At 71.1% G+C, this 23,825-nt stretch carries 25 protein-coding genes; 8 read left to right on the top strand and 17 right to left on the bottom strand.

The genetic code is table 11. The features are described 5' to 3' along the window. Positions 1 to 3: 3 nt before the first annotated feature. Together AC1DCT_RS09495 and AC1DCT_RS09490 are read right to left on the bottom strand one after the other, a co-directional pair. Positions 4 to 876: an HAD family hydrolase gene (locus tag AC1DCT_RS09495; protein WP_477428780.1), complete on the bottom strand. Its 873-nt coding sequence runs from the start codon at positions 874 to 876 to the stop codon at positions 4 to 6. Next, positions 876 to 1,727: an exodeoxyribonuclease III gene (locus AC1DCT_RS09490; RefSeq protein WP_477428778.1), complete on the bottom strand. Its 852-nt coding sequence runs from the start codon at positions 1,725 to 1,727 to the stop codon at positions 876 to 878. The genes AC1DCT_RS09495 and AC1DCT_RS09490 overlap by 1 nt, the downstream gene beginning before the upstream one ends. A 219-nt stretch (positions 1,728 to 1,946) precedes the next feature. On the opposite strand from AC1DCT_RS09490, the gene AC1DCT_RS09485 reads away from it, so the two are divergent. Next, complete coding sequence (locus tag AC1DCT_RS09485; protein ID WP_477428776.1) at positions 1,947 to 2,474, top strand: DUF6611 family protein; 528 nt, start codon at positions 1,947 to 1,949, stop codon at positions 2,472 to 2,474. 86 nt (positions 2,475 to 2,560) lie between these two features. Here AC1DCT_RS09485 and AC1DCT_RS09480 read toward each other — a convergent pair whose 3' ends face one another. From AC1DCT_RS09480 to AC1DCT_RS09470, 3 genes are all read right to left on the bottom strand, one after another. Beyond that, positions 2,561 to 4,741: a malate synthase G gene (locus AC1DCT_RS09480; RefSeq protein WP_477428774.1), complete on the bottom strand. Its 2,181-nt coding sequence runs from the start codon at positions 4,739 to 4,741 to the stop codon at positions 2,561 to 2,563. After that, complete coding sequence (locus AC1DCT_RS09475) at positions 4,738 to 5,169, bottom strand: GlcG/HbpS family heme-binding protein (protein WP_441977959.1); 432 nt, start codon at positions 5,167 to 5,169, stop codon at positions 4,738 to 4,740. The genes AC1DCT_RS09480 and AC1DCT_RS09475 overlap by 4 nt, the downstream gene beginning before the upstream one ends. A gap of 127 nt (positions 5,170 to 5,296) precedes the next feature. Further along, positions 5,297 to 5,839: a YbhB/YbcL family Raf kinase inhibitor-like protein gene (locus AC1DCT_RS09470; protein WP_440734373.1), complete on the bottom strand. Its 543-nt coding sequence runs from the start codon at positions 5,837 to 5,839 to the stop codon at positions 5,297 to 5,299. Positions 5,840 to 5,992: 153 nt separating this feature from the next. Between AC1DCT_RS09470 and pyrE the strand changes: the two genes are divergently transcribed. Both pyrE and AC1DCT_RS09460 read left to right on the top strand, forming a co-directional pair. After that, complete coding sequence (gene pyrE, locus AC1DCT_RS09465; RefSeq protein ID WP_441977975.1) at positions 5,993 to 6,568, top strand: orotate phosphoribosyltransferase; 576 nt, start codon at positions 5,993 to 5,995, stop codon at positions 6,566 to 6,568. A 133-nt stretch (positions 6,569 to 6,701) separates the two neighbouring features. After that, positions 6,702 to 7,628: an ROK family protein gene (locus AC1DCT_RS09460; RefSeq protein WP_477428772.1), complete on the top strand. Its 927-nt coding sequence runs from the start codon at positions 6,702 to 6,704 to the stop codon at positions 7,626 to 7,628. 107 nt (positions 7,629 to 7,735) lie between these two features. On the opposite strand, the gene AC1DCT_RS09455 is transcribed toward AC1DCT_RS09460, so the two are convergent. The 5 genes from AC1DCT_RS09455 to AC1DCT_RS09435 form a co-directional block, all read right to left on the bottom strand. Then, positions 7,736 to 7,903, bottom strand: a complete 168-nt coding sequence (locus AC1DCT_RS09455; protein WP_477428770.1) for a hypothetical protein — start codon at positions 7,901 to 7,903, stop codon at positions 7,736 to 7,738. After that, the gene (locus AC1DCT_RS09450; protein WP_477428768.1) at positions 7,900 to 8,472 is read right to left on the bottom strand and encodes a YdeI/OmpD-associated family protein; all 573 of its coding nucleotides are present in this window, start codon (positions 8,470 to 8,472) and stop codon (positions 7,900 to 7,902) included. Before AC1DCT_RS09450 ends, AC1DCT_RS09455 begins: the two co-directional genes overlap by 4 nt. Before the next feature lie 3 nt (positions 8,473 to 8,475). Beyond that, positions 8,476 to 9,303 carry an HAD-IIA family hydrolase gene (locus tag AC1DCT_RS09445; RefSeq protein ID WP_477428767.1) on the bottom strand — a complete coding sequence of 276 codons (828 nt, stop codon included), beginning with the start codon at positions 9,301 to 9,303 and terminating at the stop codon, positions 8,476 to 8,478. Between the two features lie 226 nt (positions 9,304 to 9,529). After that, the gene (locus AC1DCT_RS09440; protein WP_477428765.1) at positions 9,530 to 10,162 is read right to left on the bottom strand and encodes a metal-dependent transcriptional regulator; all 633 of its coding nucleotides are present in this window, start codon (positions 10,160 to 10,162) and stop codon (positions 9,530 to 9,532) included. Positions 10,163 to 10,274: 112 nt separating this feature from the next. Beyond that, positions 10,275 to 10,625, bottom strand: a complete 351-nt coding sequence (locus tag AC1DCT_RS09435; protein WP_477428763.1) for a hypothetical protein — start codon at positions 10,623 to 10,625, stop codon at positions 10,275 to 10,277. A 382-nt stretch (positions 10,626 to 11,007) separates the two neighbouring features. Between AC1DCT_RS09435 and AC1DCT_RS09430 the strand changes: the two genes are divergently transcribed. Beyond that, positions 11,008 to 11,532, top strand: a complete 525-nt coding sequence (locus AC1DCT_RS09430) for a DUF1003 domain-containing protein (protein WP_477428761.1) — start codon at positions 11,008 to 11,010, stop codon at positions 11,530 to 11,532. Positions 11,533 to 11,620: 88 nt separating this feature from the next. Here the strand turns inward: AC1DCT_RS09430 and AC1DCT_RS09425 are convergent, their stop codons facing one another. After that, positions 11,621 to 12,910 carry an Nramp family divalent metal transporter gene (locus AC1DCT_RS09425; RefSeq protein WP_440734365.1) on the bottom strand — a complete coding sequence of 430 codons (1,290 nt, stop codon included), beginning with the start codon at positions 12,908 to 12,910 and terminating at the stop codon, positions 11,621 to 11,623. Between the two features lie 136 nt (positions 12,911 to 13,046). On the opposite strand from AC1DCT_RS09425, the gene AC1DCT_RS09420 reads away from it, so the two are divergent. Next, positions 13,047 to 13,742 (top strand): TrmH family RNA methyltransferase, encoded by a 696-nt coding sequence (locus AC1DCT_RS09420; RefSeq protein WP_477428759.1) that lies wholly within the window; start codon positions 13,047 to 13,049, stop codon positions 13,740 to 13,742. 56 nt (positions 13,743 to 13,798) lie between these two features. Here the strand turns inward: AC1DCT_RS09420 and AC1DCT_RS09415 are convergent, their stop codons facing one another. From AC1DCT_RS09415 to AC1DCT_RS09405, 3 genes are all read right to left on the bottom strand, one after another. After that, positions 13,799 to 14,146: a hypothetical protein gene (locus tag AC1DCT_RS09415; protein ID WP_477428757.1), complete on the bottom strand. Its 348-nt coding sequence runs from the start codon at positions 14,144 to 14,146 to the stop codon at positions 13,799 to 13,801. A gap of 91 nt (positions 14,147 to 14,237) precedes the next feature. After that, entirely contained in the window at positions 14,238 to 15,569 is a 1,332-nt protein-coding gene (locus AC1DCT_RS09410; RefSeq protein WP_477429650.1) for an MATE family efflux transporter, read from the bottom strand. 269 nt (positions 15,570 to 15,838) lie between these two features. After that, on the bottom strand, positions 15,839 to 17,353 hold the full coding sequence (locus tag AC1DCT_RS09405) for an HNH endonuclease signature motif containing protein (RefSeq protein ID WP_477428755.1): 1,515 nt from the start codon (positions 17,351 to 17,353) through the stop codon (positions 15,839 to 15,841). Positions 17,354 to 17,701: 348 nt separating this feature from the next. Here AC1DCT_RS09405 and AC1DCT_RS09400 point away from each other — a divergent pair, with 348 nt between their 5' ends. Beyond that, complete coding sequence (locus tag AC1DCT_RS09400; protein WP_441977988.1) at positions 17,702 to 18,265, top strand: DnaJ family domain-containing protein; 564 nt, start codon at positions 17,702 to 17,704, stop codon at positions 18,263 to 18,265. A 231-nt stretch (positions 18,266 to 18,496) separates the two neighbouring features. On the opposite strand, the gene AC1DCT_RS09395 is transcribed toward AC1DCT_RS09400, so the two are convergent. After that, positions 18,497 to 19,024 (bottom strand): hypothetical protein, encoded by a 528-nt coding sequence (locus AC1DCT_RS09395; protein ID WP_441977989.1) that lies wholly within the window; start codon positions 19,022 to 19,024, stop codon positions 18,497 to 18,499. Next, entirely contained in the window at positions 19,021 to 19,494 is a 474-nt protein-coding gene (locus tag AC1DCT_RS09390; protein ID WP_441977990.1) for a DM13 domain-containing protein, read from the bottom strand. The genes AC1DCT_RS09395 and AC1DCT_RS09390 overlap by 4 nt, the downstream gene beginning before the upstream one ends. 143 nt (positions 19,495 to 19,637) lie before the next feature. Between AC1DCT_RS09390 and AC1DCT_RS09385 the strand changes: the two genes are divergently transcribed. Both AC1DCT_RS09385 and AC1DCT_RS09380 read left to right on the top strand, forming a co-directional pair. Then, entirely contained in the window at positions 19,638 to 20,348 is a 711-nt protein-coding gene (locus tag AC1DCT_RS09385; RefSeq protein WP_477428753.1) for a response regulator transcription factor, read from the top strand. Between the two features lie 88 nt (positions 20,349 to 20,436). Then, complete coding sequence (locus AC1DCT_RS09380; protein WP_477429648.1) at positions 20,437 to 21,585, top strand: sensor histidine kinase; 1,149 nt, start codon at positions 20,437 to 20,439, stop codon at positions 21,583 to 21,585. A 19-nt stretch (positions 21,586 to 21,604) separates the two neighbouring features. On the opposite strand, the gene AC1DCT_RS09375 is transcribed toward AC1DCT_RS09380, so the two are convergent. Next, on the bottom strand, positions 21,605 to 23,782 hold the full coding sequence (locus AC1DCT_RS09375) for a M66 family metalloprotease (RefSeq protein ID WP_477428751.1): 2,178 nt from the start codon (positions 23,780 to 23,782) through the stop codon (positions 21,605 to 21,607). Positions 23,783 to 23,825 lie beyond the last annotated feature (43 nt).

Genomic DNA, 23,825 nt, shown 5'->3' with positions numbered 1-23,825 from the left:
GCGTCAGTCCGCGAGCACTCGCTCCAGCACGACCGCGACGCCGTCTTCGGCGTTCGACGTGGTGACCTCGTCCGCGGCCGCGAGTGCTTCGGGCTCGGCGTTCGCCATGGCGATGCCGCGGCCGGCCCAGCCCAGCAGCTCCACGTCGTTCAGAGCGTCGCCGAAGGCGAGGACCTCGGTGCGGTCGATGCCGAGCCGGGCGCACAGCTGCGCGAGCCCGGTGGCCTTGGTGACGCCCTCGGCCATCACCTCGACGAACGGCGCTCCGGACAGCGTCGCCGCGAAGCCAGCCTGATCCAGGGTGCCCAGCACGGCGAAGATCTCCGCCGGGGAGATCGTGGCGTGCCGGATCACGAGCTTGAGGCTCGGCGCCGCCAGCACGTCGGCGAGCGGCACGGCACCCATCGTGCGCGGGTCGCGCTTGTGGTCGCTGAGGGTCGCGACAGCGGCGTACCCGTCCTGCGCGACGAACACCTCGCCGCCCTCGCGCACGCTCGCGAACAGCAGATCCGGGACCCGCTCGCCGAGCTCCCGCGCGATCCGCTGCTGCACCGGCACCGCGATCTCGGATGCGAACAGCAGCTCGTGCGTGCCGAGGTGGATGCCGTACGCGCCGTTGCCGCACAGCGCCCAGCCCTCGAACCCCGCCTCCGCGGCGATCGCGCGCAGCCCGATCGGCTGGCGGGCGGTGACGGGCACGACGACGATGCCCGCGGCACGTGCGGCGTCGAGCGCAGCCCGGGTGCGGGCGGTGACGTGCCCGGACGGGTCCAGCAGGGTCCCGTCGAGATCCGTCGCGATCAGGCGGATCCGGGATCCGGAAGCGGCCGACGTCGCTGTCGAGTCGCGCTCGGCCGGATCCGCGACGGTGCTCATCAGGCGAAGATCATGGGCATGTCGTCGTCGTCGTCCTCGTCGGCCGCGCCGAGCTCGAGGTCGACGACCACCGGCACGTGGTCGCTGGGCTGCTCGCCCTTGCGCTCGTTGCGGTGGATCGAGGCGCCCTTGACCGCGTCGGCGAAGGTCGAGGATCCGAGCACGAAGTCGATCCGGATCCCCTCGTTGCGCGGGAACTTGAGCCGCTGGTAGTCCCAGTAGGTGTAACCCTCGGGCAGCAGCGGCCGCACCACGTCGTGCACGCCCGCCGACTCCAGGGCGAAGAACGCCGCGCGCTCCTCGGGGGAGACATGCGTGGACTTGCCGACGACGATGTCCGGATCCCCGTTGTCGTGGTCGAACGGGATGATGTTGAAGTCGCCGACGAGGGCGAGCGGGAGGCCGGGCGAGGCCGCGAGCTCAGCCGCGGTCGCGGTGCGCAGCGCCTCCAGCCAGTGCAGCTTGTAGGCGAGGTGCGGGTCGTCGAGCGAGCGGCCGTTCGGCACGTACAGGCTCCACACGCGGACGCCGTTGACGATCGCGCCGATCGCCCGCGCCTCCTGCGGCGCGTCCGGGCCCTCGTGGCCCTTGGCGAAGCCGGGCATCCCGTCGAACGCGGTGCGCACGTCGGTCATCGGCTCGCGGCTGGCGATCGCGACGCCGTTCCACTGGTTCAGGCCGTGCACTTCGACGTGGTAGCCGGCCTCTTCGAACGGCGCGTACGGGAACTGCTCCGGCTTGCACTTGATCTCCTGCATCGCGAGCACGTCGATGTCCTCGCGCACGGCGAACTCGACGGTGCGGGCGACACGGGTGCGGATGGAGTTGACGTTCCAGGTGGCCAGGCGCATGGATCCAGCCTACGGGCGGGCGGGGACGTCGCCCGGCCCTGCCACGGATCCAGCACTGCGTTCAGGGAGCGATGTCTGCCGTGACTCGATGCGGAACCGGATCCGCGTCGCTCCCCGAACCCGGCAGGGCGTTCGGGAAGCGCAGGGATCCGGCCCGCGCCCGTTTGCGTTCCGTAGGGAACGGCTCCGGCCCGGCGACGGGCGGCGCAGGGTGGAGCCATGGTCATCGAACAGCGGTTCACGCCCTCGCAGCACGGGCATCCAACCGGCATGGCCCGCCGGGCCCGTCCGGCCTGGGGCTACCTGTCGCGCTCGGTCAGCCGGTACGGCGTCGTGTCGAGCGAACTCGTCATCTACTCGCCGGACGTCTCGGAGCGCGATCGGCGCTGGGCCGACGCCTCCCGGTCCTACGGCGCTGTCGCCGCCGGCGTCGCGTTGCTCGCGTGGATCGGCTTCGCGGCGGCCGGCATCTCGCCGCTGGTCGCCATCGTGGTGATCGCGACGGTCGGGATCCTGGTGAGCGTGCTGCTCGCCCGTCGCACCCGCGCGGTGCGCCGGGGCGCGGCGCGGGTCTCCGCCTGCGGTTCCCTCCTGCTCGCCTACGGACCCGACCATGACGCCCAGCGCCGGCTCGACGCACTCGCCGAGACGATGCAGCACGCGAGCGCGTCCTACCGCGCGGGCGAGCTGGACCCGGAGGGATTCGAGCAGATCTGGCGCGCGACGTACTCACACGCGGCGTCGTAACCCGAACGGGTCCGTTCAAAGCGCGCAAATGGCTGCATCCAGGGCATGGATGCAGCCATTTGCGCGCTTCGAAAGCGTTAGAGGGGTCAGACCCGGGCGGCCTGCTCGGCCTTTTTCTCGCGGCGCAGGCCGTGCAGCAGCGGCTCGGTGTAACCGCTCGGCTGCGCGGCGCCCTCGGTGATCAGGCGGCGGGCCGCGGTGAACGCGATGCCGGGCTGCTCACCCTCCGCGAAGGCGAGCGGCTCGTAGTTCTCGTCGCCCGCGTTCTGGGCGTCCACGACGACGGCGAGCCGGCGCAGGCTGTCGTCGACCTGCTCCTCGGTGATCACGCCGTGCTGTAGCCAGTTCGCCAGCAGCTGGCTCGAGATGCGCAGCGTGGCGCGGTCCTCCATGAGGCCGACGTCGTGGATGTTCGGCACCTTCGAGACGCCGATGCCCTGGTCGATCCAGCGCACGACGTAGCCGAGGATCGACTGCACGTTGTTGTCGACCTCGGTCGCGACGACCTCGGGCGTGAGCGCAGCGGGATCCGCGAGCGGCGGCACCAGCAGCCGGTCGAGCGCCTCGGCCGAGACCGGGGGCAGCGCCGCGCGCGCGGCGAACGCGTCGACCTGGTGGTAGTGCAGCGCGTGCAGCGTGGCGGCCGTGGGCGACGGCACCCACGCCGTCGACGCGCCGGCCAGCGGGTGCGCGATCTTCTTCTGCAGCATGTCGTGCATGAGGTCGGGCTCGGCCCACATGCCCTTGCCGATCTGGGCGTGGCCGGTCAGGCCGCTCGCGACGCCGATCGCGACGTTGCGGTCCTCGTAGGCCTGCATGAACGGCTGCGCCTTGATCCCGGCCTTCGGCAGGAACGGGCCCGCGTGCAGCGAGGTGTGGATCTCGTCACCGGTGCGGTCCAGGAACCCGGTGTTGATGAACACGACGCGGTCGCTCGCGGCGGCGATCGAAGCGGCGAGGTTCGCCGAGGTGCGGCGCTCCTCGTCCATGATGCCGATCTTCATCGTGTTCGCGGGCAGGCCCAGCAGCTCCTCGACGCGGCCGAACAGCTCCGCCGCGAACGCGACCTCCTCGGGGCCGTGCATCTTCGGCTTCACGATGTACATGGATCCGGTGCGCGAGTTGGTGCCCTTGTTCACGCCCTCGAGCTCGGGCAGGGATCCGAGCGCCGTCATGATCGCGTCGAGGATGCCCTCGAAGACCTCGTCGCCGTTGCGGTCGAGCACGGCGGGGGTGCGCATGAGGTGGCCGACGTTGCGCACGAAGAGTACGGCGCGGCCGGGCAGCGTCACCTCGCCGCCGTCGGCGGTGCGGTACACGCGGTCCGGGTTCAGCGCACGGGTGAAGGTCTTGCCGCCCTTGGTCACGGACTCGGTGAGCGTGCCGTCCATGAAGCCGCGCCAGTTGCGGTAGCCGAGCGCCTTGTCGTCGCCGTCGACGGCCGCCACAGAGTCCTCCAGATCGAGGATCGCGGTGAGCGCCGACTCGAGGATGATGTCCTGCACGCCCGCGGCGTCGGTGCCGCCGATGGGGCCGTCGTGGTCGATGAGGATCTCGGCGTGCAGGCCGTTCTGCACCAGCAGCACGGTGTCGGGCGCGTCGGCCTCGCCCGTGTAACCGACGAAGCGGGCCGGATCCGCCAGCCGACGGTCGCCGGTCGCGGTCGCCACAACGAGGCCGTCGGCATCGACGCGGTAGCCGGTGGCGTCGCGGTGCGAGCCCTCGGCCAGGGGTGCGATCTCGTCGAGCAGTTCGCGCCCGAAGGACACGACAGCCGCCGCGCGGGCGGGGTTGAACTCCTTGCCCGGGGCGAGCTCGCCGGTGCGCTCGATCGCGTCGGTGCCGTAGAGCGCGTCGTAGAGCGAACCCCAGCGCGCGTTCGCGGCGTTCAGGGCGAAGCGCGCGTTCAGCAGCGGGACGACGAGCTGCGGGCCTGCCATGGTGGCGATCTCGGGATCCACGTTCTCGGTGGTCACGGCGACCTGTTCCGGCACCGGCACGAGATAGCCGATCTCGGTGAGGAAGGCGCGGTAGGCGGCCGGATCCGGCTGGCCCGGGTTCTGCCGGTGGAACTCGTCGATCTGCTGCTGCAGCTCGTCGCGCCGGGCGAGCAGCGCGGCGTTGCGGGGCACGAGGTCGTGCACGATCTCGCTCACGCCCGCCCAGAACGCCGAGGCGTCGCGACCGGAATCGGCAAGCGACGCTTCAGCGAACTCGACGATCGGCGCGGCGACCGACAGGTCTGCGCGGGAGAGGTACGAGGTCATAGTTCCATTCCTTCTGTGCGGGCGCCGAGGCGCTTCAGGGTTTCCAGGGCGATCTCCGCGTCGAGCGCGGGCGGACCTCCGGCGATGCCGAGGCCGCCGACGTGGAGCTCGCCGAAGAAGATCGGCATGCCCCCGTCGATCGTGGTCATGGTGCCGCCCGTGCCGAGGGGCAGGGTCGCCGAGAGGGCCTCGGCGATCTGTCCGGTGCGGCGGCGGATCGAGGCGCTGCTCTTCGCCTTGCGCTGCGAGGTGTCGGCGCTGTGCGGCGTCGAGCCGTCGGCCATGCCGTAGGCGATGAGAGTCATCGACGGATCGGCGACGGCGGCCACTGTCGGCAGGCCGCGCTCGGCGCCGATCTCGAGGGCGAGCGCCACGGCGCGCGCGGCCGTCTCGTACGTGATCGTGACGGTCTGTCGGTGTGTGGACATCGGCGTCTCCTCGGCGTGATTTATCTCGATGTCGAGATTACCTCTCGACGCGAGATTACCACAATGTGAAGCTTAAGTTCCACATCTCGAAAGAAGGAGGCGGAAATTGGTATCCCATCTGGTTCGTTCAGCGAACGGCGGGGTCCGCCGTCCCGACCAGGATCCCGCGCGCCAGCACGTGGAAGTGCCGGTTGAAGCCGAGGTAGGCGGGCGTCTCGTCGCCGTCGAGGTCGATCTGCTCGATGTCCAGCGCATCGACCGTGATGACGTAGCGGTGCACGCCCGTGCCGGCGGGAGGGGCGGCGCCGATGTAGCGCTGCAGGCGGGCCTCGTTCGGCACCGTGATCGCCGGGGCGGGAAGGGATCCGGGTTCGCCGTCGCCGGCGCCCGCGGGCAGCGAGCGCACGTCGGCGGGGAGGTTCGCGACGGCCCAGTGCCAGAAGCCGGATCCGGTCGGGGCGTCGGGGTCGTAGATCGAGAGGGCGAAGCTCTTCGTACCTGCCGGCGGCTCGCCCCAGACCAGGCCGGGGGAGCGGTCGTCCCCGCCGCGGGACGCGGACCACGCCCAGACCGGCAGCGGGCCGTCCGCGTCGAAGTCGGGGCTGGAGAGCTCCAGCGGAGGCACGGGCTTGAGCCGGGCGAGGGCGGCGTAGGTGTCGACGTCGAGCATGCGGAACCTCCAGTCACGGCCGCGCCGTCGCGTCGTTCGCGGCGCCGTGGCGGCCACGGCCCATCCTCGCACCGTCTTGCCGGACGCGACCAGCGCGGATCCGGATCCGCCGGGAGCTCCTGAGGCCGGGGAGCGCCGCCCTAGACTTGTGCCGTGACGCTCAGCACCCCCGAACTCGAAGCCGACCGCCAGGCCCTCATCGCCCTGATCAAGGATGAGGCGGTGTTCCACGGCGACTTCACGCTGGCCAGCGGCAAGCAGGCGACGTACTACGTCGACATGCGCCGGCTCACTCTCGATCACCGGGCGGCGCCGGCGATCGGCCGCATCGTGCTCGACCTGATGCAGGGACTCGGCGACATCGCCGCCGTCGGCGGTCTCACGCTCGGCGCCGACCCGATCGCCAACGCCGTCCTGCACGAGTCGGTGCGCGCCGGAGCTCCGGTCGACGCCTTCGTGGTGCGCAAGGAGCCCAAGGACCACGGCCGCGGGCGTCAGATCGAGGGCGCCGACGTCACGGGCAAGCGTGTCGTCGTGGTCGAGGACACCTCGACCACGGGCGGATCCCCGTTGAAAGCCGTCGAGGTGCTGCGCGCCGCGGGCGCCGAGCCGGTCGCCGTCATCTCGATCGTGGACCGCAAGACCGGCGCGCAGGCCGCGATCGAGGCAGCGGGCCTGCAGTGGCTCGCCGCGATCGACCTCGACGACCTCGGGCTCGACCCGCAGTGACCTTCGCCGCGACCTCGGCCGCGGCTCTCCGCGACGTCTGCACGACGTTGCGACGTCTGCACGATCGGATCCCGGATCCCGTCCTGCATCCGTCCCCGGATCGTGCATCCGTCCCCGACATCAGGAGCATCGCATGACCGGATCCGGATCCGCAGACCGCCGGGTCGCGCTCGCCGTCGACGTGGGCGGGACCAAGCTCGAGGCCGCCCTGGTGCGCGCCGACGGCACCGTGGTGGACGGCACGCGCAGCCGCCGCCCGACCGGCCCCGACGCGACCTTCGACTCGCTGCGCGCCGCGGTCGGGGAGGTCGTCGCCCACGCCCTCACCGGGCTGAGCGCGGATGACGAGCTGGTCGGCGCCGGCATCGGCAGCGCGGGCCCGGTGGACCGCGTGCAGGGCACGATCGTCCCGGTGAACATGCCCGGAGCGCACGGCTTCGGGTTGCGCAACGCCGTGCGCTCCGCCGCCGAGGAGGTGCACGGGAACGCCGTCGAGACCGTGCTCGCGCACGACGGCGGCTGCCTCGCGCTGGCCGAGTCGCGGTACGGCGCCACGCGCGGCGCCGCGGCGTCGCTGTCGATCGTGGTGTCGACCGGCGTCGGTGGAGGGTTCGTCGTGGACGGCCGCTACCTGCCCGGATCCTCGGGCAACGCCGGCCACCTCGGCCAGGTGCATGCGACACCCGAGCTCACCGTGGAGCAGGTCGCCTCCGGTCCTGCGAGCGTGGCCTGGGCCCGCACGCAGGGATGGTCGGGACAGCAGGGCGAGGATCTGGCCCGCGACGCGCAGGCGGGGGATGCGATCGCGCGCGCCGCGATCGAGCGCTCCGCCCGCACGGTAGGTGCGGCGCTCGCCGACGCCTCGACGCTCGTGGATCTGGAGGTCGTCGCGATCGGAGGCGGTTTCTCCCGCGTCGCCGACGACTACATCGACCTGGTCCGGGCGGCGCTCACCGAGAGCGCGCAGCACGACTACTCCCGCCGCACGCGCGTCGTGCGCTCCGGGCTCGGCGACGAGGGGCCGCTCATCGGCGCCGCGGCGCTCGTGCTGCGCGCATAGATCCAGGAAGGCTCCACTTCTGTAGGACGGAATCCACGGATCCGTCCTACAGAAGTGCGAAAGTCCTGTGGAATGGCGCGCTCACCGGTCCGGTGGTCGAGGGGCGCTCAACGACCGGGTGAGCCCTTGTCGTCCTCATCCCAGGGGCCTTCCCACCACGCGCCGCGGTCGCGGGCGGAGCCGCCGCGGCAGTTGCGCGCGAACTGCACGATCCACGCGGTGAGTGTGCCGAGCGCGATGACGGCCGCGACCCAGATGATCGGATTCGACGTCATGGCCGCTTCCCCTCCGCCGCGTCGGCGACGATCTTGGCGATGCGCGCGGCCCGGGTCTCGGCCCGCTTCGCCATCGCGATCTGCGTCAGGCCGACCTTCTTCGCCGACGGCGGGAAGGCGTCCCATCCCGCGCGCCCGGCAGGGGATGCGTCGAGCGCGGCGATGAGGTCGTCCGGCTCGATGCCGGCCTCGGGACCGTCCAGCACGCTCCAGGCGCCGTTGGCCTTGGCGACCTCGATCGCGCGGATCCCCGCGGCCTCGAGCAGGCCGGCCTCCTCGAGCAGGGCGATGCGGGCCTTGTTCGTCGCCGCCCAGCCGCTGGACGCGCGGCGCGGCGCGAACCAGAGCCCGCCGATCCGCTCATCGAAGCTGCGTACCGGACCGTCGATCCATCCGAAGCAGAGCGCCTGCAGGATGGCCTCCTCGTACCCGACGTGCACGTCCTCGTTCCCCGGCCGCGGCCGCACCAGCCAGGCGCCGGTCGCGGTCGCATGGTTCTCCGCGAGCCAGGTCCGCCAGGCGGCGGCGTCGGTGGCGACGACCCGCTCGCCCTCGTCGAGTGCGCCCATGGATCAGCCCTTCGTCTTCGGCGCCTTCTGCGGGATCGTGCGGATCGTCTCCGTGATGCGGGGGAGCAGGTCGGCGACCGACTGCACGACCTCGTCCGGGCGGAACGGGTACTTCTCGATCTCCGCGGTGTCGCTGATCCCGGTGAGCACGAGAATCGTGTGCAGGCCCGCCTCGATGCCCGCGACGACGTCGGTGTCCATGCGGTCGCCGATCATGCCGGTGCGCTTGGAATGCGCGCCGATCTTGTTGAGTGCCGAGCGGAACATCATCGGATTCGGCTTTCCGACGACGTACGGATCCTTGCCCGTCGCCTTCGTGATGAGTGCGGCGATCGCGCCGGTGGCGGGCAGCGGTCCGTCCGCGCTCGGGCCCGTGGCATCCGGGTTGGTGACGATGAACCGGGCGCCGTCGTTGATCAGGCGGATCGCCTTCGTGATCGCCTCGAACGAGTAGTTGCGGGTCTCGCCGACCACGACGAAGTCGGGGTTCGTCTCAGTCATGATGAAGCCCGCGTCGTGCAGGGCGGTGAGGATCCCGGCCTCGCCGATCACGAACGCGGATCCGCCGGGGAGCTGCTGCTGAAGGAAATCGGCGGTCGCGAGCGCGGAGGTCCAGATGCGCTCCTCCGGCACGTTCAGCCCGCTCGTGCGCAGACGTGCGGACAGATCCCGCGCGGTGAAGATCGAGTTGTTCGTCAGCACCAGGTAGGGGATGCCACTGCTCTCCCAGTTGGCGAGCAGCTCGGACGCTCCGGGGATGGCGTCGTTCTCGTGCACGAGCACACCATCCATGTCGGTGAGCCAGCATTCGATGTCGTCGCGTTGTGCCATGCGCCCAGCCTAGGACCCCCGGATTACGGGGGGATGACAGCGTGGCCCCGTGCGTAATTCAGGTCGGATCTGCTCTGGAGGCCCGGATCCGGCCATGTTCACGCCATCTTGCGAGATCCGTCCTGAATACGGCACGCCGACACCCGCTGCCGCCGAGCGGCCGCCGTGGATCCGGTGCCGCGGATTGGGTGCTGCAGAACCGGTGCCGTGGATCTGATGACCGCCGTCAGGCCGACAGCCAGACCGCGTCGGCGCCGTCGGAGGGGAGCGGAACGTCCGTACCCTCGATCCGCAGTCCGTCGCCGGTGACGACGACCTCGCCGCCGATCACCAGGCCCGCGGATTCCAGAGCGCGCAGCAGCTCGGGATCACGGTCGTCCACGCGCAGCACCCGGCCCGCGTGGCCGGTGGCGGCGTCGGCGAGCAGCACGAACGGCTCGCGCTCGATGCGGCCGTCTGCGTCGGGGATCGCATCACCGTGCGGATCGAATCGCGGCCGTCCCAGGCGTGCATCGATGCCCTCCAGCAGACGGTCGCTGATGGTGTGCTCGAGCACCTCCGCTTCGTCGTGCACCTCGTCCCACGCGTAGTCGAACTCGCGCACGAGCCAGGTCTCGATGAGGCGGTGTCGGCGGATGATCGCGAGGGCGCGCTGCTCCCCCTCCTCGGTGAGGCGCACTGCGCCGTAGGGTACGTGCGAGACGAGGCCGGCGACGGCGAGCTTCTTCACCATCTCGGTGACGCTGGACGGGGCGATGCCGAGCTTCGCGGCGAGCTGCGACGGCGTGATCGGCGCCGGCTGCCATTCGGTGTGCGCGAACACCGTCTTCAGGTAGTCGTCGGCCGCAGGGGATGCCACGGGTCCAGCCTAACCGGCACGGCTCTCGGCACGAGCCGGCCCCGCGAGCGCGACTGGCGCCCGGCGCTCAGCCCCCGGGGCCACGCGGGGCGAGGGCCCCGGAGGAACGAGGTCAGTGGCCGATCGCGGAGAGCACGGCGAACGCGGCCTGGCCGGCGAAGAACATGATCCCGAAGCCGGCGAACGCGCCGAGCAGCGAGAGGCGCCCGTCGAAGCCCTCGACGCCGCGCATGCCGATCGCGCGAGCGCGGAACGACAGGATCAGGGTCAGGGCACCCAATGCGAGCTGCACCCAGGGGCCGCCCGCCGGCAGCAGCTTCGGAACGGCGAGGAGCAGGATCCCGAGTGCGCCCGTGACGAGCGATGCCCACGTGCAGATGCGTACGGCCCGGCGTGCGGATGCCTGCGCCTCGGCCTTCTCGGCGGCGCGCTGCGCGGCGGACGGGCGGCGGGATCTGGCCATCCCTCGAGCCTACCGGCGGAGGCTGTGCGTCCTGCCTGCGCCGTATCGTCCGTCCGATGGATCCCGGGCGTGTGAGCTGCGCCCCGGCCCGGCCCCGGGGACGGGGCCGGATCCGCCAGGACCCCCGCGTCGCCCCGCCCAGCGCGCCGCCATGGCATGCCGGGACGACGCAGGAGACTGGGTCCGACCCCGCGACGGCGCGGGCGGGCGAGGGAGCAGACCATGTCGAGCCAGCAGGCCATCTCGAGCGAGGACCTCGATGCGTTCCTCGGGCGACTGCCGGAGAGCAGCGCACGCCCGCTGCCGGAGAGCACCTGGCACGAACAGGCGCAGGAGCACCTCACACTGGGGGGAGCGGTCTGCCGATCGCCTGCGCAACGCGATGGGCTGCTGGGGTTTCGTCGGCGGGTTCGTGCTGTTCATGGCGGTGTGGTGGATCCTCAATACGATCAAGAGCACGGCGTGGGATCCCTATCCGTTCATCCTGCTGAACCTGTTCCTCAGCATGCTGGCCGGTCTGCAGGGCGCGATCCTGCTCATCGCCGCGAAGCGGCAGGACGCGATCTCCGCCGCGCTCGCTCAGCACGACTTCGACACCAACGTCGCCGCCAGGGTCGACATCGAGGCGCTGCTGGAGATCAATCGTCGCCAGCTCGAGATGATCGCCGAGTTGCAGGGGATCGCCCGCGCACTGGTACCGGCGCAGACCGGTGGGGCGGCCGCGACGGACGTCGATGCGCAGGACGTCGCGACCGAGGTGGCCGCCGCGAAGGCGACGGCGAGAGCGGCGGAGACCCGGGCCGAAGTCCGGGCGGAGGCGCACGTCCAGGAGGACGGAAGCGACTCACCGGCCGTGTCCGAGAACGGATCCGGATCCGGGTCCCTTCGACCGCGAGACTCCAACTGAGTAACGAGACTGCACGCCTGAGTCGCTGTCTCGTTACTCCGTTGCAGTCTCGCGGTCAGGAAACGCGGACGCCGGATCCGGTCCGGTGTCAGGACCCGCTCAGCAGCAGCCAGAGCAGCACGGCGTTGAGCGCGATGAGCAGGGCGGCGGCGATGATGCCCGCGATCGTGGTCCACGGTCGGTTGGCGTAGCGCCCGAGCGTGCGCTGCCGGGCGGTGAGCGCGACGAGGGGGATGAGCGCGAACGGGATCCCGAACGACAGCGCCACCTGGCTGAGCACGAGGGCGAAGGTGGGGTCGACGCCGAGCCCGAGGATCAGCAGCGCCGGGATGAGCGTAATGAGTCGCCGCACCGGCATCGCGATGCGGATCCGCAGCAGGCCGTGCATGATCTCGGCGCCCGCGTACGCCCCCACCGCGGTCGAGGCCAGGCCGGACGCGAGCAGGCCGACCGCGAACAGGGTGCCGATGAGCGGACCGAGCTGCGCGCTGATCGCGGCGTGCGCCCCTTCGAGGGAGTCGGTGCCGTCCACGCCGGGCAGCGTGGCGGCGGCCAGCAGCAGCATGCCCAGGTTCACGGCGCCCGCGACGACCATCGCCAGTGTGACATCCCATCGGGTGGCGGTGAGCAGCCGCGCGATCGGGGTGCGCGTGGTCGGCTCGGGGTCTCCGCCCGGGTGCACGGGGGCGGATCCGAATCGGTCCCTGGCGAGGGCGGAGTGCGCGTAGATCGCATGCGGCATGATCGTCGCGCCGAGGATCGAGGCGGCGAGCAGCACGGATCCGGAATCGGTGAAGCGCGGCATGAGCCCGCCGAGGGCGGCGGACGGATCCGGCGGGGCGACCAGCAGCCCGGCGAGGAACCCGATGGTGACCACGGCGAGCAGGCCGATCACGACAAACTCGAACGGCCGGGCGCCGCGTCGGCCCTGCACGGCGAGCAGCGCCATCGAGACCGCGCCCGTGATGAGGCCGCCGAGCAGCAGGGGGATCCCGAACAGCAGCTGCAACGCGACCGCGCCGCCGATGACCTCGGCGATGTCGGTCGCCATCGCGACGAGCTCGGCCTGCAGCCAGTACGCGCGCCGCGCGAACCGGTGCTGCAGCCGGTCGCCGATCAGCTCGGGGAGGCTGCGCCCGGTGACGACGCCGAGCTTCGCGGAGAGGTACTGCACGAGCCACGCGATCACGTTCGCCACGATGACCACCCAGACCAGCAGGTAGCCGTAGCCTGCTCCCGCCGTCATGTTGCTGGCGACGTTGCCCGGGTCCACATAGGCGACTCCTGCCACCAGCGCAGGGCCGAGCAGCGCCGCACCGCGGGCGGACGCCGCGGCATCGGCGCGCGAGGGTGCGAAGGTCACCGTGGATTTAGGCACACCGAAAACCTACCCCACTTTTAGGTGCGCCGAAATAGTCGGATCCCGTTCGCGGGCGTGCGTGCTCGACGACCCGAGGTGGGCGCGCCCGCTCGACAGCGCCGGGTGGGGGATCGCGCGCAGATACGCTGGCGGGATGCAGGATCCAGAGGTCGTCGGCGAGTCCGAGCCCACGCCCGAGTCCACTGCTGCACCCGAGCCAGCGCGTGCTCCCGAGCCCGCGCCCGAACCGGAGCCCACGCACGGCGTCGGCCCGTGGGAGGGGGAGTGGCCTGCCGAAGATCACCTCGATCCCGAGCTGCTCGCGAACGGCGACCGGCGCAACGTCGTGGACCGCTACCGGTACTGGCGGATGGAGGCGATCGTCGCGGACCTCGACACCCGGCGGCACGGTTTCCACGTCGCGATCGAGAACTGGCAGCACGACATGAACATCGGCTCGATCGTGCGTAGCGCCAACGCGTTCCTCGCCGACACCGTGCACATCATCGGACGACGGCGCTGGAACCGGCGCGGAGCCATGGTCACCGATCGATACCAGCACGTGATGCACCACGACACCGTGCAGGCGTTCACCGCGTGGGCAGAGGCCGAGCGCATCCCGATCATCGCCGTGGACAACCTCGACGGCGCCGTGCCCGTGGACCGGGCGGATCTGCCGGAGCGCTGCGTGCTGCTGTTCGGCGCGGAGGGGCCCGGGCTGTCGGACGAGGCGCTCGCGGCGGCGTCAGGGCACGTCGAGATCACGCAGTACGGATCCACCCGCTCGATCAACGCCGGAGCGGCCGCGGCCGTGATCATGTACGAGTGGTGCCGGAGGCACGCCGGCTGAGAGCATCCGCCTGGTCGCACGCCGGCCTCTGGGTGCGGACGGATCCGGATCGATGGTCAGTCGCGGTCGATGCCGAAGGTGTGCTTCATGAGGGCGCTGACGTCTCGGTCGAGCGAACGGATCTCGGTACGAAGGCCACCGATCTCGCCCTTCAGATCGGTGCGCAGTTCTGCGAGGTCACCTTTGAACTCTGCACGAAGGCCATTGATCTCTCCGCTGACCTCCGCACGCAGGCCACCGATCTCGCTGCGGAGCACGCGCGTGAACATGGTGGTCACGACAGTGACCATGCCGAACATTCCGGCTGCGAACACGCCGATCAGCGTCCACACCTGCGGTTCATTCATGGTCAGCACCCCTCCAGTCTCGCGCGTATCCGTCCAGGTTTCCAGGACTGACGGCATCGCGCGCCGTGCATCGCGGGACCGGTGCACACCTCGGCGAACTTCCGGGTTGTGCGGACGGATCCGGATCGAGCCGCGGAGGCCGTCCTCCTCAGACCTCGATCGAGAGCCAGCGTCCGGTGCGCACGCGCAGGCCGAGGGTCGCCAGCCTTGCGCACAGGTAGACGCCGAAGAACGCGACGGCGAGCCAGATCAGGCCCGCGACGCCGTTCACCCCGGTCGCCGCGATGATCGCGAGCGCGGGCAGGAACGGTACGAGGTTCAGTCCGCCGGCGAGGGCGAGGTAGCGCGCGTCGCCGGCTCCCATGAGCACGCCGTCGAGCACGAACACGATGCCCGCGATGGGCTGGGCGACGGCGAGCACGATGAGTGCGGGCTGGATCAGCGCGGCGAGGGCCGGGTCGCCGGTGAAGGCGAGCCCGATGACGGTGGACAGCGCCGCGATGAGCACTCCGACGATCACGCCGAACCAGGCGCCCCACGCGACGGTGCGGGCGAGTACGTGCCTGGCACCGTTCGGATCCGTCGCGCCGAGGCTCTTGCCGATGAGCGCCTGCGCGGCGATCGCGAGGGCGTCGAGCGCGAAGGCCGCGGCGGAGAAGATGGTGAACACGACCTGCCAGCCGGCGAGCTCGCGCGTGCCGATACCGGTCGCGACGCCCACCGTCGCGAGCAGTGCCACTCGCAGACTCACGGTGCGCAGGAACAGCCAGCCGCCGGAGCGCGCGGATCCGCGGATTCCGGCGAGCTCCGGTGCGACCGAGGCCTCGTGCCGGCGCGCCAGACGCCCGATCACGAGCACGTACGCCCCGACCATGCCCCACTGGGCGACGACCGTGCCGAACGCGGATCCGGCGATGCCCCAGCCGAAGCCGTAGATGAAGAGCCAGTTCAGCAGCGCGTTCGCGGCGAAGCCGATGCCCGCGATCCACAGCGGGGTGACGGTGTCCTGCATGCCGCGCAGCAGGCCCGTCGCCGCGTAGACGACGAGCATCGCGGGCAGCCCCCACATGGACGGCGCGAGGTAGGCGGCCGCCTGCGCTGCGACTGCGGGAGTGGCGCCGAACAGCGGGATCACCGCGGGGGTGAGCAGGGACCCGATCACCGCGAGCACCGCACCGAGGCCGAGCGCCAGCCACATGCCGTCGATGCCGACCGACACGGCATCGCCATGCTCGCCGGCGCCGAACCTTCGTGCGACGGCCGGCGTGGTCGAGTAGGCCAGGAAGATCATCAGCCCGACGATGGTCTGCAGGACCGCCGACGCGATGCCGAGCCCCGCGAGAGGCGTCGTGCCGAGGTGCCCGACGAGCGCCGCGTCGACCATCAGGAACGCCGGCTCTGCCACGAGCGCGCCGAGGGCGGGTACGGCGAGGCGGATGATCTCGCGGTTCAGGGTCGGCGCCGAGTCCGGGTGCGGCACACCACGCGGGGTGTCGCCCGGCTGCGGGTTCGGCGTCGGGGAGGGCACTGTACGAGCCTAGGGGCCGGCGGGGACACGGGTCTGCGGCGGGCCGGCGGCGGCCCGCGCGGGTCCGGCGTCCGCCTCCGCCGGTCCTCCATCGACCCGCATCGGTCCGCCCTCGGTCCCGCGTCGGCTTCGCATCGGTCTCGCCGTCCCGCTTCGTCCGCGTCGGCGGGCCGCCCCGTGGGGTTCGGCGGCCGGCGTCATATGCAGTCTCCGTCGTGCGGTCATCCGGGTGGGCCGAGGGCGTCGGCGAAGATCCGGCGGATGTGCTGCGGGTCGCCGCCGCGGATGCGCGGTCGGTGCCAGGTGCCGTGCGGGTCCCACCAGGCTGGTCCGCGGATTTCGGGGACGCCCGCGTTCATGCGGATCTGCCATCCGGAGGTGTCGAGGGTGCGGTGGTGGTGCCAGCACAGGGCGACGCCGTTGCTGGTGTGGGTCGGGCCGCCGTGGGCGTGTTCTTGGACGTGGTGGATCTCGCACCAGGTGGCGGGGACGTGACAGCCGGGGATGAGGCATTCCCGGTCCCGGAGCTGGATGGCGCGGCGCTGGATCGCGGTGAAGATACGGGCGGTTGTCCCGATGGACACGATCTGTCCGTGTTCGTCGAACAGGACCCGTTGGATCCCGCCGGTGCAGGCGGTGTGCCGGGCGATGGACAACGGCACGTCGGTGCCGGTGCCTTCGATGAACGCCCGCCCGCGCCCGGCGGCGTAATCCTGCGCGGTGACGGACACGACCAGGGTCGGTGCCGCCCCGCCCAGGTCGGGGGTGGCCCCGGAGGCGGCTGCGGCGTGCAGGATCGCGGCAAAGTTGTCGTGGTTGCGCTGTGCCGGGGTGCGCGGGTCCTCGGGAGCGGGGAGACCGTCGAAGAGACCAGGATCCGAATCAACCGCAGGATCAGGACCCGCCGGGTCCGTGTCGTCGGTCTCGAAGGTGACTGTCCCGGAGTCGAGGTTCGGGGAGCTGGGTGCGGCGGGGTTGTTGAAGGCGTCCATCAGCCGTTGCAGCAGCCCGGCGACCTCGGGCAGGGCGCGCCCGCCGAACGGGTGCGTGCCGTCACGGAGCTTCCCGATCCAGAAACTGCGGGACCGGTCCGCTTTGGCGTCGTCGGGTTCGGCACCGTCCGGGTCCAGGGCGAGCATCAACGCCCGTGCGTAATCGGCGAGCTCGTCCGTCGACGGTGCCGGCCCTGGCCGGCCGTGCTCATCGGCCAGGTCCAACCCGCGTGCGGTGTTCGCGAGCAGGGCGTCCACCGCTTCCCGCTCGTCCGTGCTGATCCGGGTACCGGCACGTTCCACCGGGCTGATGGCGGCGAGCAGTCCCGTGACCGAGAGCTCACCGTCCCTGAGCGCCTGCCCGAGATGTTCGTAGCGGGCTGCGGTGTGCTCGCCCGAGGAGAGCAGGAAGTCTTTGCCCACGGCGTCGGCGGCTCGCACATACCCGCGCGCGGTGCCGGCGTCGACCCGCAGCGCCCGCCGGATCAGCTCCGTGACATCCCGGCACCCAGCCAAGGTGGTGATCTTCTCCGAGGGCAACCCCGTGTCGCGGTGGCGCCCGCGCGCCACCGCGCTGGTGATCGCCGCGTCCAGCAGGCGCTGCACCTGCCCGCACTCGCGCAGGACCCGGATCGTCTCCGCATCCTCTGTCCCCTCGAACTGGGCGTCGAGCTCACTCCGCACGCTCGCCTGCTGGAGCAGGTGCTGAACCTGCTCCAGAGCCTCACGCAACGGGGATGTCATACCCTCATTCAACTCCGGGCCACCGACATTCGAACCCCAGATCAGGCCGCAGAACCAAACTTGTGGAGATCTCGTCAGAATCCGCACCTGTGGAGGACGAACCGGACGTGTTCGGTGGTCGCAGATTGCGGTTCTCCGACCCGAATAACCGCAATTCGCGACCACTGAGCGGAGGGACAAACGCGCGGAGCAGGCGGGCAAACGAACAGAAGGGGGAACGAAGTATGAAGGAACGAGGGATGGAAGGAACGGGCGCAGAAGGAGGGGGCGAAACGAACCCGACGCCGCGCCACCCGCATCCCCGTAGTCTGGAAGGACCCGAGGTCCGACCAGAACCGGAGGAGCGTCATGACGGATGAAGCGCACCGGCGCCGCTCGCATGCCGAGCGCTTGCTAGGCCGCACGCCCCCAGAGTCCAGCGCGGCCACCACGCCGCCCACCGCCCCGCCCGCGGTCCTGAACGCCGAGACGATGCCGGCGATCGTCGAGACCGCGATCCAGGTGGCCATCCGTCAGGGTCAGTTCGACGACCTCCCTGGAGCGGGCAAGCCCATCCCCGGGCTCGGCGACCATCACGATCCGGACTGGTGGATCCGGCGCAAGATCGAGCGGGAGAACCTCACCGGCCTCGGTCCGCCGGCGCTGATGCTGCGCGTCGAGGACCGCGAACTCGACTCGCAGCTCGACGACCTGCGGAGCGAGAACGACGTGCGCGCCGTGGTGGAGGACTTCAATCGCCGCGTGATCGAGGCCAGGCGTCAGCTGCTCGGCGGGCCACCCGTCGTGACGAAGCCCCGCGACGTGGAGGCTGAGCTCGAGGCCTGGCACGAGCGGCGCGACCGCCGGGAGGCAGCCAGGGTCGAGCCCGCCCCCGCCGCCGAGCGGAAGAAGCGCTGGTTCCGGAAAGCCTGACGGACCGGATCCGGATCCGTGTCACCGCACTCGGGACGCTGATTCCGGACCCCACTGGAACGAGGCGCTCACCTGACGCCAGAAGCCCTTTCGTCCCTCGCGAAAGGGCATCTGGCGACCAGCGAACGCCTCACCGCTCCGACTCGGCCGAATGCGGTTCCAGCCTCACCTCCCGGACCCAGCCGAACGCGGTTCCCAGCCCCACCTGCCCCCGGCCGGATACGGCTTCCCTCACCGCCTGGACGAAGCCGGCGTAGCCGAGCCCCGCCCGCGCCGCCGCTCCCACCACCACGCGACGCCGATGCGCCCCGACCATGGCAGCGCCAGCACGACGGCAGACAGCAGCACCATCGCCGGATACTGCGCGATGAGCTGGTCCGACGACCAGTAGAGCATCAGCGTGGCGACGGATCCGAGCGCCACGAGTGTCGTGAGCACCCGCCCGAGGCCGAGGATGAGCAGCACGCCCAGCCCCACCTCGAGTACGGGGATCGCGATCCCGAACAGCCCCGGCGCCGACTGCATGAGCGCCCCCAGCGGGTGGAAGAAGAACGGCACCCGCGTGTTGCCCGCGGCGCTCTGCGAGACGAGCAGGATGTCGGCGGATCCGAACCCGGCGCGGTACTTCAGGATCCCCTCGTTCAGCCACAGCACGCCCGCGGCGATCCGAGCCACCGCACCGAGGAACGCCGAGGCGGTCAGCCAAGGCGCGGTGCGGGCCGGCGTCCCCGTGCCGGTCCGCACCGCCGTCGCGGTCATGACAGCGCAGCGGCCCCGAAGACCGCCTTGGCCTTGTCGCAGTGGATCACGACGTCGGTGTACATCGACGCGTCGACACCGTCCAGCATGAACGTCTGCGAGTCCTTGTCGAAGGCGACCGGGTCGATCTGCTTGCCGGCGGAGACCGCGGCCTCATCGGTGCCGTTGGTCAGGTAGACGTGCAGGTCGGGGCCCTCGTCGGAGGAGAAGCCGGAGAGGGTCAGCTCGGATCCGGAGATCGTCACGGTGCCCTTCACGTTCTTGCCGTTCAGGCCCATGAACGTGCCGGTCTTCGACATGTCATGCATGTCCGACGCCATCGGCGAGGAGGACGGCATCGGGGTGGACGACGACATGGTGTCGCCGGAGGTCGGTGAGGCCGCGGGGGTCGAGCTGCAGCCCGCGAGAGTCAGGCCCAGGGCGAGGACGGCGACGCCGAGCGAGGCGGGGACGAAAGCGGTCTTGCGCATGATTGCTCCATTCCGTGGCGGGATCCGCCACATGGTTTCGAGGACAGTGGCGACGCTAGAACGGCCGGAATCGCCGCGGGGGAGTTCTTTCGGGGCCGTAAGGAAGTCGGATCCGCCTCGGTCGCCGGGGCTAGCCTCTGAGCATGGAGATGCCCGGATCCGTTCTGCCCCGGGTGGTGCTCGTCGAAGACGATCCCACCGTGCGGGCCGCGGTCGAGCGCTATCTCGCAGCGAACGGCTACCGCGTCGACGGGTTCGGCGACGGCGTCTCGGCGCAGCGCGCAGTGCAGGCGGATCCGCCTGACGTGCTCATCGTCGACCGCATGCTGCCGGGCATCAGCGGAGACGAGCTGGCGCGCGATGCGAGGGCGCGCTCAGCCGTGCCGATCATCATGCTCACCGCGCTCGGCGAGGTGGAGCAGCGCATCGAGGGGCTGGAGACCGGCGCCGACGACTACCTCGTGAAGCCCTTCGCGCTGCGCGAGCTGCTGCTGCGGGTGGGCGCGCTGCTGCGCCGGTCCCTGGCGGCGTCCGCGCCGACGCGGGAGATCGTGCGCGGCGACTTCCGACTGGATCCGGCCCGGCGCCGGGTGCACGTGCGCGGCGAGGAGGTGCCGCTCGCCGCCCGAGAGTACGAGCTGCTCGCGCACCTCGTGCAGCACGACGGGGAGGTGCTCTCGCGCGACGACATCCTGCGCGAGGTCTGGGGCTGGTCGTTCGGCGAGGCCAGCACGGTGACTGTGCACGTGCGCCGGCTGCGGGAGAAGATCGAGCACGATCCGCGCCACCCCCTGCACCTGCTCACGGAATGGGGCGCCGGCTACCGGTTCTCGGCGGACGGATCCGGCTCATGATGGTGCGCTTGCGCTCGGTTGCGGGGCGGACCCGGCGCGTGCCCGGGCGGGCTGTGCGCGTTCAGCAGCGGAGCGGATCCGGCTCGTGATGCCCCTCGGCCTCGCGGATGTGCTGCTCATCCTGCTCACCGCACTCGTCTGCGCCGCGGTCGTGACGTGCGCGGCCGTGCTGGTGCTGCGCCGCGCGCGCCGGGCAGGGCTGACCCTGCGCCTGGTGGTCGTCGGCGTGGCATCGGTGCTCGCGCTGGCGACGGGCGTGCTCGCGATCTCGGCCGAGATGTACCTGTCGGCGCATGACTTCACGGTGCTGGTGTGGGTTCTCGGCGCCGCGCTGCTGTGCGCGCTCGCGACGGCGTGGATCACGGCGCGCGCGGCGCGGAGCTCGGTGCGGGGGCTGTCGGCGGCCGTGCGTCGGGTGGGCGAGGGCGATGTCGTCGACCGCGGATCCAGCGGCTGGCGCGAGTTCGACGACTTGTCCGTCGAGCTCGCCGAGGTGTCGGCGAAGCTCAGCGACGCGCGGGCCGAGCTGGAACGGCTGGACTCCGACCGCCGGCGCTTCCTCGCGTGGATCTCGCACGACCTGCGCACCCCGCTCACCGCGATCCGCGCGCTCGCCGAGTCCGCGGAGGAGGGGCTCGCGGATCCGGAGGCGTTCCCCGGTCAGGTCCGCGCACAGGTCGAGACGATGGGCCGGATGGTCGACGACCTGTTCGAGCTGTCGCGGATCACCTCGGGCTCGCTGCGGCTGCGCACCGAGCAGGTCGAACTGCTCGACGTGGTCTCGGACGCGGTCGCCGACGTGCGCGCCGCCGCGGGGGAGCACCACGTACGGATCGTGCAGCAGGGCATCGACGGCCACGTGCTGTGGGCGGATCCGCATCAGCTCACGCGCGTGATCGTGAACCTGCTCACCAACGCGGTGCGGCATGCGCCCGAGGGATCCGAGATCCTCGTCTTCGCCGAATCGCCGTCGCCGCACCGGCTGGTGCTGGCCGTCCTCGACCACGGCAGCGGTGTGGCCGTGGAGGACCTGGACCGCATGTTCGAGGTGGGATGGCGCTCGGATCCGTCCCGCACCAGCGGCACCGCGCCGGATGCAGTGGCGTCGGGGGCCGGTCTCGGCCTCGCGATCGCGCGGGGTCTTGCCCGGGCGCACGGCGGCGACGTGTTCGCCGAGCACACCGACGACGGCTTCTGCCTGAAGGTGCTGCTGCCGGTGGGCGAGCCCGGATCCTGAGGTCCGGGCAGGTCCGTCGTCACCGCGTCCGGCGAGGCAATGGCAGCGCGGTGATCCGCACCGAGGCATCCGCCACGAGGCGGGTCTCGCAGCGCAGCGTCAGCACGTGTTCGCCCGGTTCGAGCCGCAGGGTGCCGATGCGACCGCGCCCGAATGCTTCCCCGTCGACCTCCCAGCTCAGCAGCTCGTCATCGATCGGATCCCCGGTCTGGTTCACGGCGCTACCGTGCACCTCCATCTCCACGCCGGCCGGCACATCGCTGCCGTCGGGCGGGAAGAGGATCGCCGGGTAGGGTGCGAGCTCGGGCACGTCGATCGACGCTGTGTCGGAGACGGCCGTGCTGAACCCATCGTGCGCGAGCAGGCGCACATGCGCCTCTCCGGCAGGCAGGCCGGTGAGGTCCAGATCCGCGAGTCCCTCACCGAACCCGCCTCCGAGCCCCACCGCCAGTCCGCGCCAGGTCTGCCCGCCGTCTGTGCTGACCTGCGCCCACACGTCCGTCGCGGGTTCACCCGCGATGTCCCAGCGCGGTCGCACGGCGCGCCCTTCGACGACCTCGGCCGTGACCCGGGTGAACCGCGCCGGATCCGCAGGAGCCTTCCTGACCCACACCTCCACGCCACGTCCGTCGACGATGCGCAGCGCCGAGCCGAGCTCGGTGTCGGGCATGAGCGCGCGGAAACGGAGCGGAAGCCGGTCGGGGTCGTCGTCGCCATGCGAGGGAGCGCAGCCGCAGTCTTCGCCGTACTGCAGCTCCCGCGCCATGACCACGCGCGAAGCGATCTCTCCGGTTGCGCCGACGAGCTGGGCGGACCAGCTGATCGGCGGACCGATCAGGGCGGAGTTCGCCTCGACGCGAGCCACCGAGTCGACGGTCACGACGCCGGCCTCGTCGATGACGCCGCTCATCACGATCATCCGGTGGGTGGCGTACTTCTCGATCTCGTCGCGGCTCCACGGCGGGTTGGGCCACCAGAGGTGCTTCGGATCGAATTCCACGGCGGTGCGGTCGAACGGGTTCGGTTCCGACATCCAACTGGGAGCGAGGCGGTCATGCTCGATGAGCTTCGCGTGGTGGTAGAGCGACATCCAGCGGTTGGCGCCGTAGCTCATGTAGTCGGTGGAGGTCGCCGGGTTGAAGACGGCGCCGGTCTGGATGTCGGTGCCGTACTCGCCGATGGATCCGGACATGTTCGGCTCGTAGACGGGGTAGTCGGGATCCGTGGTTCCCGCGTTGCCTGCAGGGGCGTGGGGGAAGCCGTAGCCGTGTCCGATCTCGTGCACGAACGTGGCGGTGTCACCCGCGGCGCCGGCTCCGAGTCCGTCGTTGCCGCAGCCGGGAACGTTGAGCGGGATCCCCGACGGCAGGATCCCGTAGTAGACGACATCGGCGCGGTTGCCGTCGTTCGTGCGGATGTTGCCCAGCGCCGTGAGCAGGGCGCCCCAGTTCGTCGAGCAGGCGCCGGGGGAGCTGCGCACGTCATCGAGGGGCTGCGTCCAGGCGAGGGTGCCGGCGGTCATGAAGGATCCGGTCTGCTGCACGGGCATCATCCGGAACGCCAGCGCCGCGGTGGTCTGCACGTCGGCGAGCGTCGGGGCGGCAAGGGAGATGGTGGGCGCGATGGTTCCGGGTGCCGGGTTGGCCGTACTGGGGCCCTGGTAGCTGACGAGGATCGCGCGGACGCGCAGCGTCTGCACGAGACGTGCCGACACCGTGGTGCTGTACTGCTGCCCGTCGTCCAGCGTCGCCGTCAGTCGCATGTCGCCGAAGAACTGCTCCGCCGGGATCCGGAAGTTCAGCGTCCGGTCGAAGCGGCTGCGCTCGTCGTCGTAGCCGTCGTCCATGGGCGTGACGGTGGACAGCAGCCAGGGCGCGATCGTCACGATCGTGCGCCACGGTCCGAACAGGCCCTGACGGCGCTCGAGCAGCAGCGTGCCGCCGATCGGGTCGCCCGTCCTCACGAGGGCCGAGGGCGCGACGTACACGCGTACCAGCGCGGGCTTGTAAGCGACCAGAAGCGCCGCATTGTCCTTCTTGCGATCGCCCGGATCCGTCAGATGCTCCGACGCGTGGTAGTACTGCACCGCCTGGGTCACCTCGATGCCAGTGGGGCGCTGCGTGAGCAGGGGCGAGCGCATATCGATCACATCGCGCAGGCGCTCGAGGGTCTGGACGAGATCGTTGAAGTCGGGCATGGCGCAGCCTCCATCCGTGGGTGTGTGACGGTGAGGAGGCGGC

This window comes from Microbacterium sp. 10L49 (genome assembly GCF_056395125.1).
Note: the sequence above shows the minus strand (reverse complement) of the source record. Positions and strands in the feature narration are given on the sequence as shown.

Excerpts from the sequence above, each read along its gene's own strand:
- AC1DCT_RS09390 (WP_441977990.1), bottom strand. The coding sequence starts at position 19,494 with ATGCGCAAGACCGCTTTCGTCCCCGCCTCGCTCGGCGTCGCCGTCCTC.
- AC1DCT_RS09455 (WP_477428770.1), bottom strand. The coding sequence starts at position 7,903 with ATGACGTCGAATCCGATCATCTGGGTCGCGGCCGTCATCGCGCTCGGC.
- AC1DCT_RS09480 (WP_477428774.1), bottom strand. The coding sequence starts at position 4,741 with ATGACCTCGTACCTCTCCCGCGCAGACCTGTCGGTCGCCGCGCCGATC.
- AC1DCT_RS09450 (WP_477428768.1), bottom strand. The coding sequence starts at position 8,472 with ATGGGCGCACTCGACGAGGGCGAGCGGGTCGTCGCCACCGACGCCGCC.
- AC1DCT_RS09375 (WP_477428751.1), bottom strand. The coding sequence starts at position 23,782 with ATGCCCGACTTCAACGATCTCGTCCAGACCCTCGAGCGCCTGCGCGAT.
- AC1DCT_RS09470 (WP_440734373.1), bottom strand. The coding sequence starts at position 5,839 with ATGCTCGACGTCGACACCTACGCCGCCCTCGCCCGGCTCAAGCCCGTG.
- AC1DCT_RS09395 (WP_441977989.1), bottom strand. The coding sequence starts at position 19,024 with ATGACCGCGACGGCGGTGCGGACCGGCACGGGGACGCCGGCCCGCACC.
- AC1DCT_RS09385 (WP_477428753.1), top strand. The coding sequence starts at position 19,638 with ATGGAGATGCCCGGATCCGTTCTGCCCCGGGTGGTGCTCGTCGAAGAC.
- AC1DCT_RS09420 (WP_477428759.1), top strand. The coding sequence starts at position 13,047 with ATGCAGGATCCAGAGGTCGTCGGCGAGTCCGAGCCCACGCCCGAGTCC.
- AC1DCT_RS09445 (WP_477428767.1), bottom strand. The coding sequence starts at position 9,303 with ATGGCACAACGCGACGACATCGAATGCTGGCTCACCGACATGGATGGT.
- AC1DCT_RS09430 (WP_477428761.1), top strand. The coding sequence starts at position 11,008 with ATGGGCTGCTGGGGTTTCGTCGGCGGGTTCGTGCTGTTCATGGCGGTG.
- AC1DCT_RS09495 (WP_477428780.1), bottom strand. The coding sequence starts at position 876 with ATGAGCACCGTCGCGGATCCGGCCGAGCGCGACTCGACAGCGACGTCG.
- AC1DCT_RS09405 (WP_477428755.1), bottom strand. The coding sequence starts at position 17,353 with ATGACATCCCCGTTGCGTGAGGCTCTGGAGCAGGTTCAGCACCTGCTC.
- AC1DCT_RS09490 (WP_477428778.1), bottom strand. The coding sequence starts at position 1,727 with ATGCGCCTGGCCACCTGGAACGTCAACTCCATCCGCACCCGTGTCGCC.
- AC1DCT_RS09435 (WP_477428763.1), bottom strand. The coding sequence starts at position 10,625 with ATGGCCAGATCCCGCCGCCCGTCCGCCGCGCAGCGCGCCGCCGAGAAG.
- AC1DCT_RS09400 (WP_441977988.1), top strand. The coding sequence starts at position 17,702 with ATGACGGATGAAGCGCACCGGCGCCGCTCGCATGCCGAGCGCTTGCTA.
- AC1DCT_RS09475 (WP_441977959.1), bottom strand. The coding sequence starts at position 5,169 with ATGTCCACACACCGACAGACCGTCACGATCACGTACGAGACGGCCGCG.
- AC1DCT_RS09415 (WP_477428757.1), bottom strand. The coding sequence starts at position 14,146 with ATGCCGTCAGTCCTGGAAACCTGGACGGATACGCGCGAGACTGGAGGG.
- AC1DCT_RS09485 (WP_477428776.1), top strand. The coding sequence starts at position 1,947 with ATGGTCATCGAACAGCGGTTCACGCCCTCGCAGCACGGGCATCCAACC.
- AC1DCT_RS09460 (WP_477428772.1), top strand. The coding sequence starts at position 6,702 with ATGACCGGATCCGGATCCGCAGACCGCCGGGTCGCGCTCGCCGTCGAC.
- AC1DCT_RS09380 (WP_477429648.1), top strand. The coding sequence starts at position 20,437 with ATGCCCCTCGGCCTCGCGGATGTGCTGCTCATCCTGCTCACCGCACTC.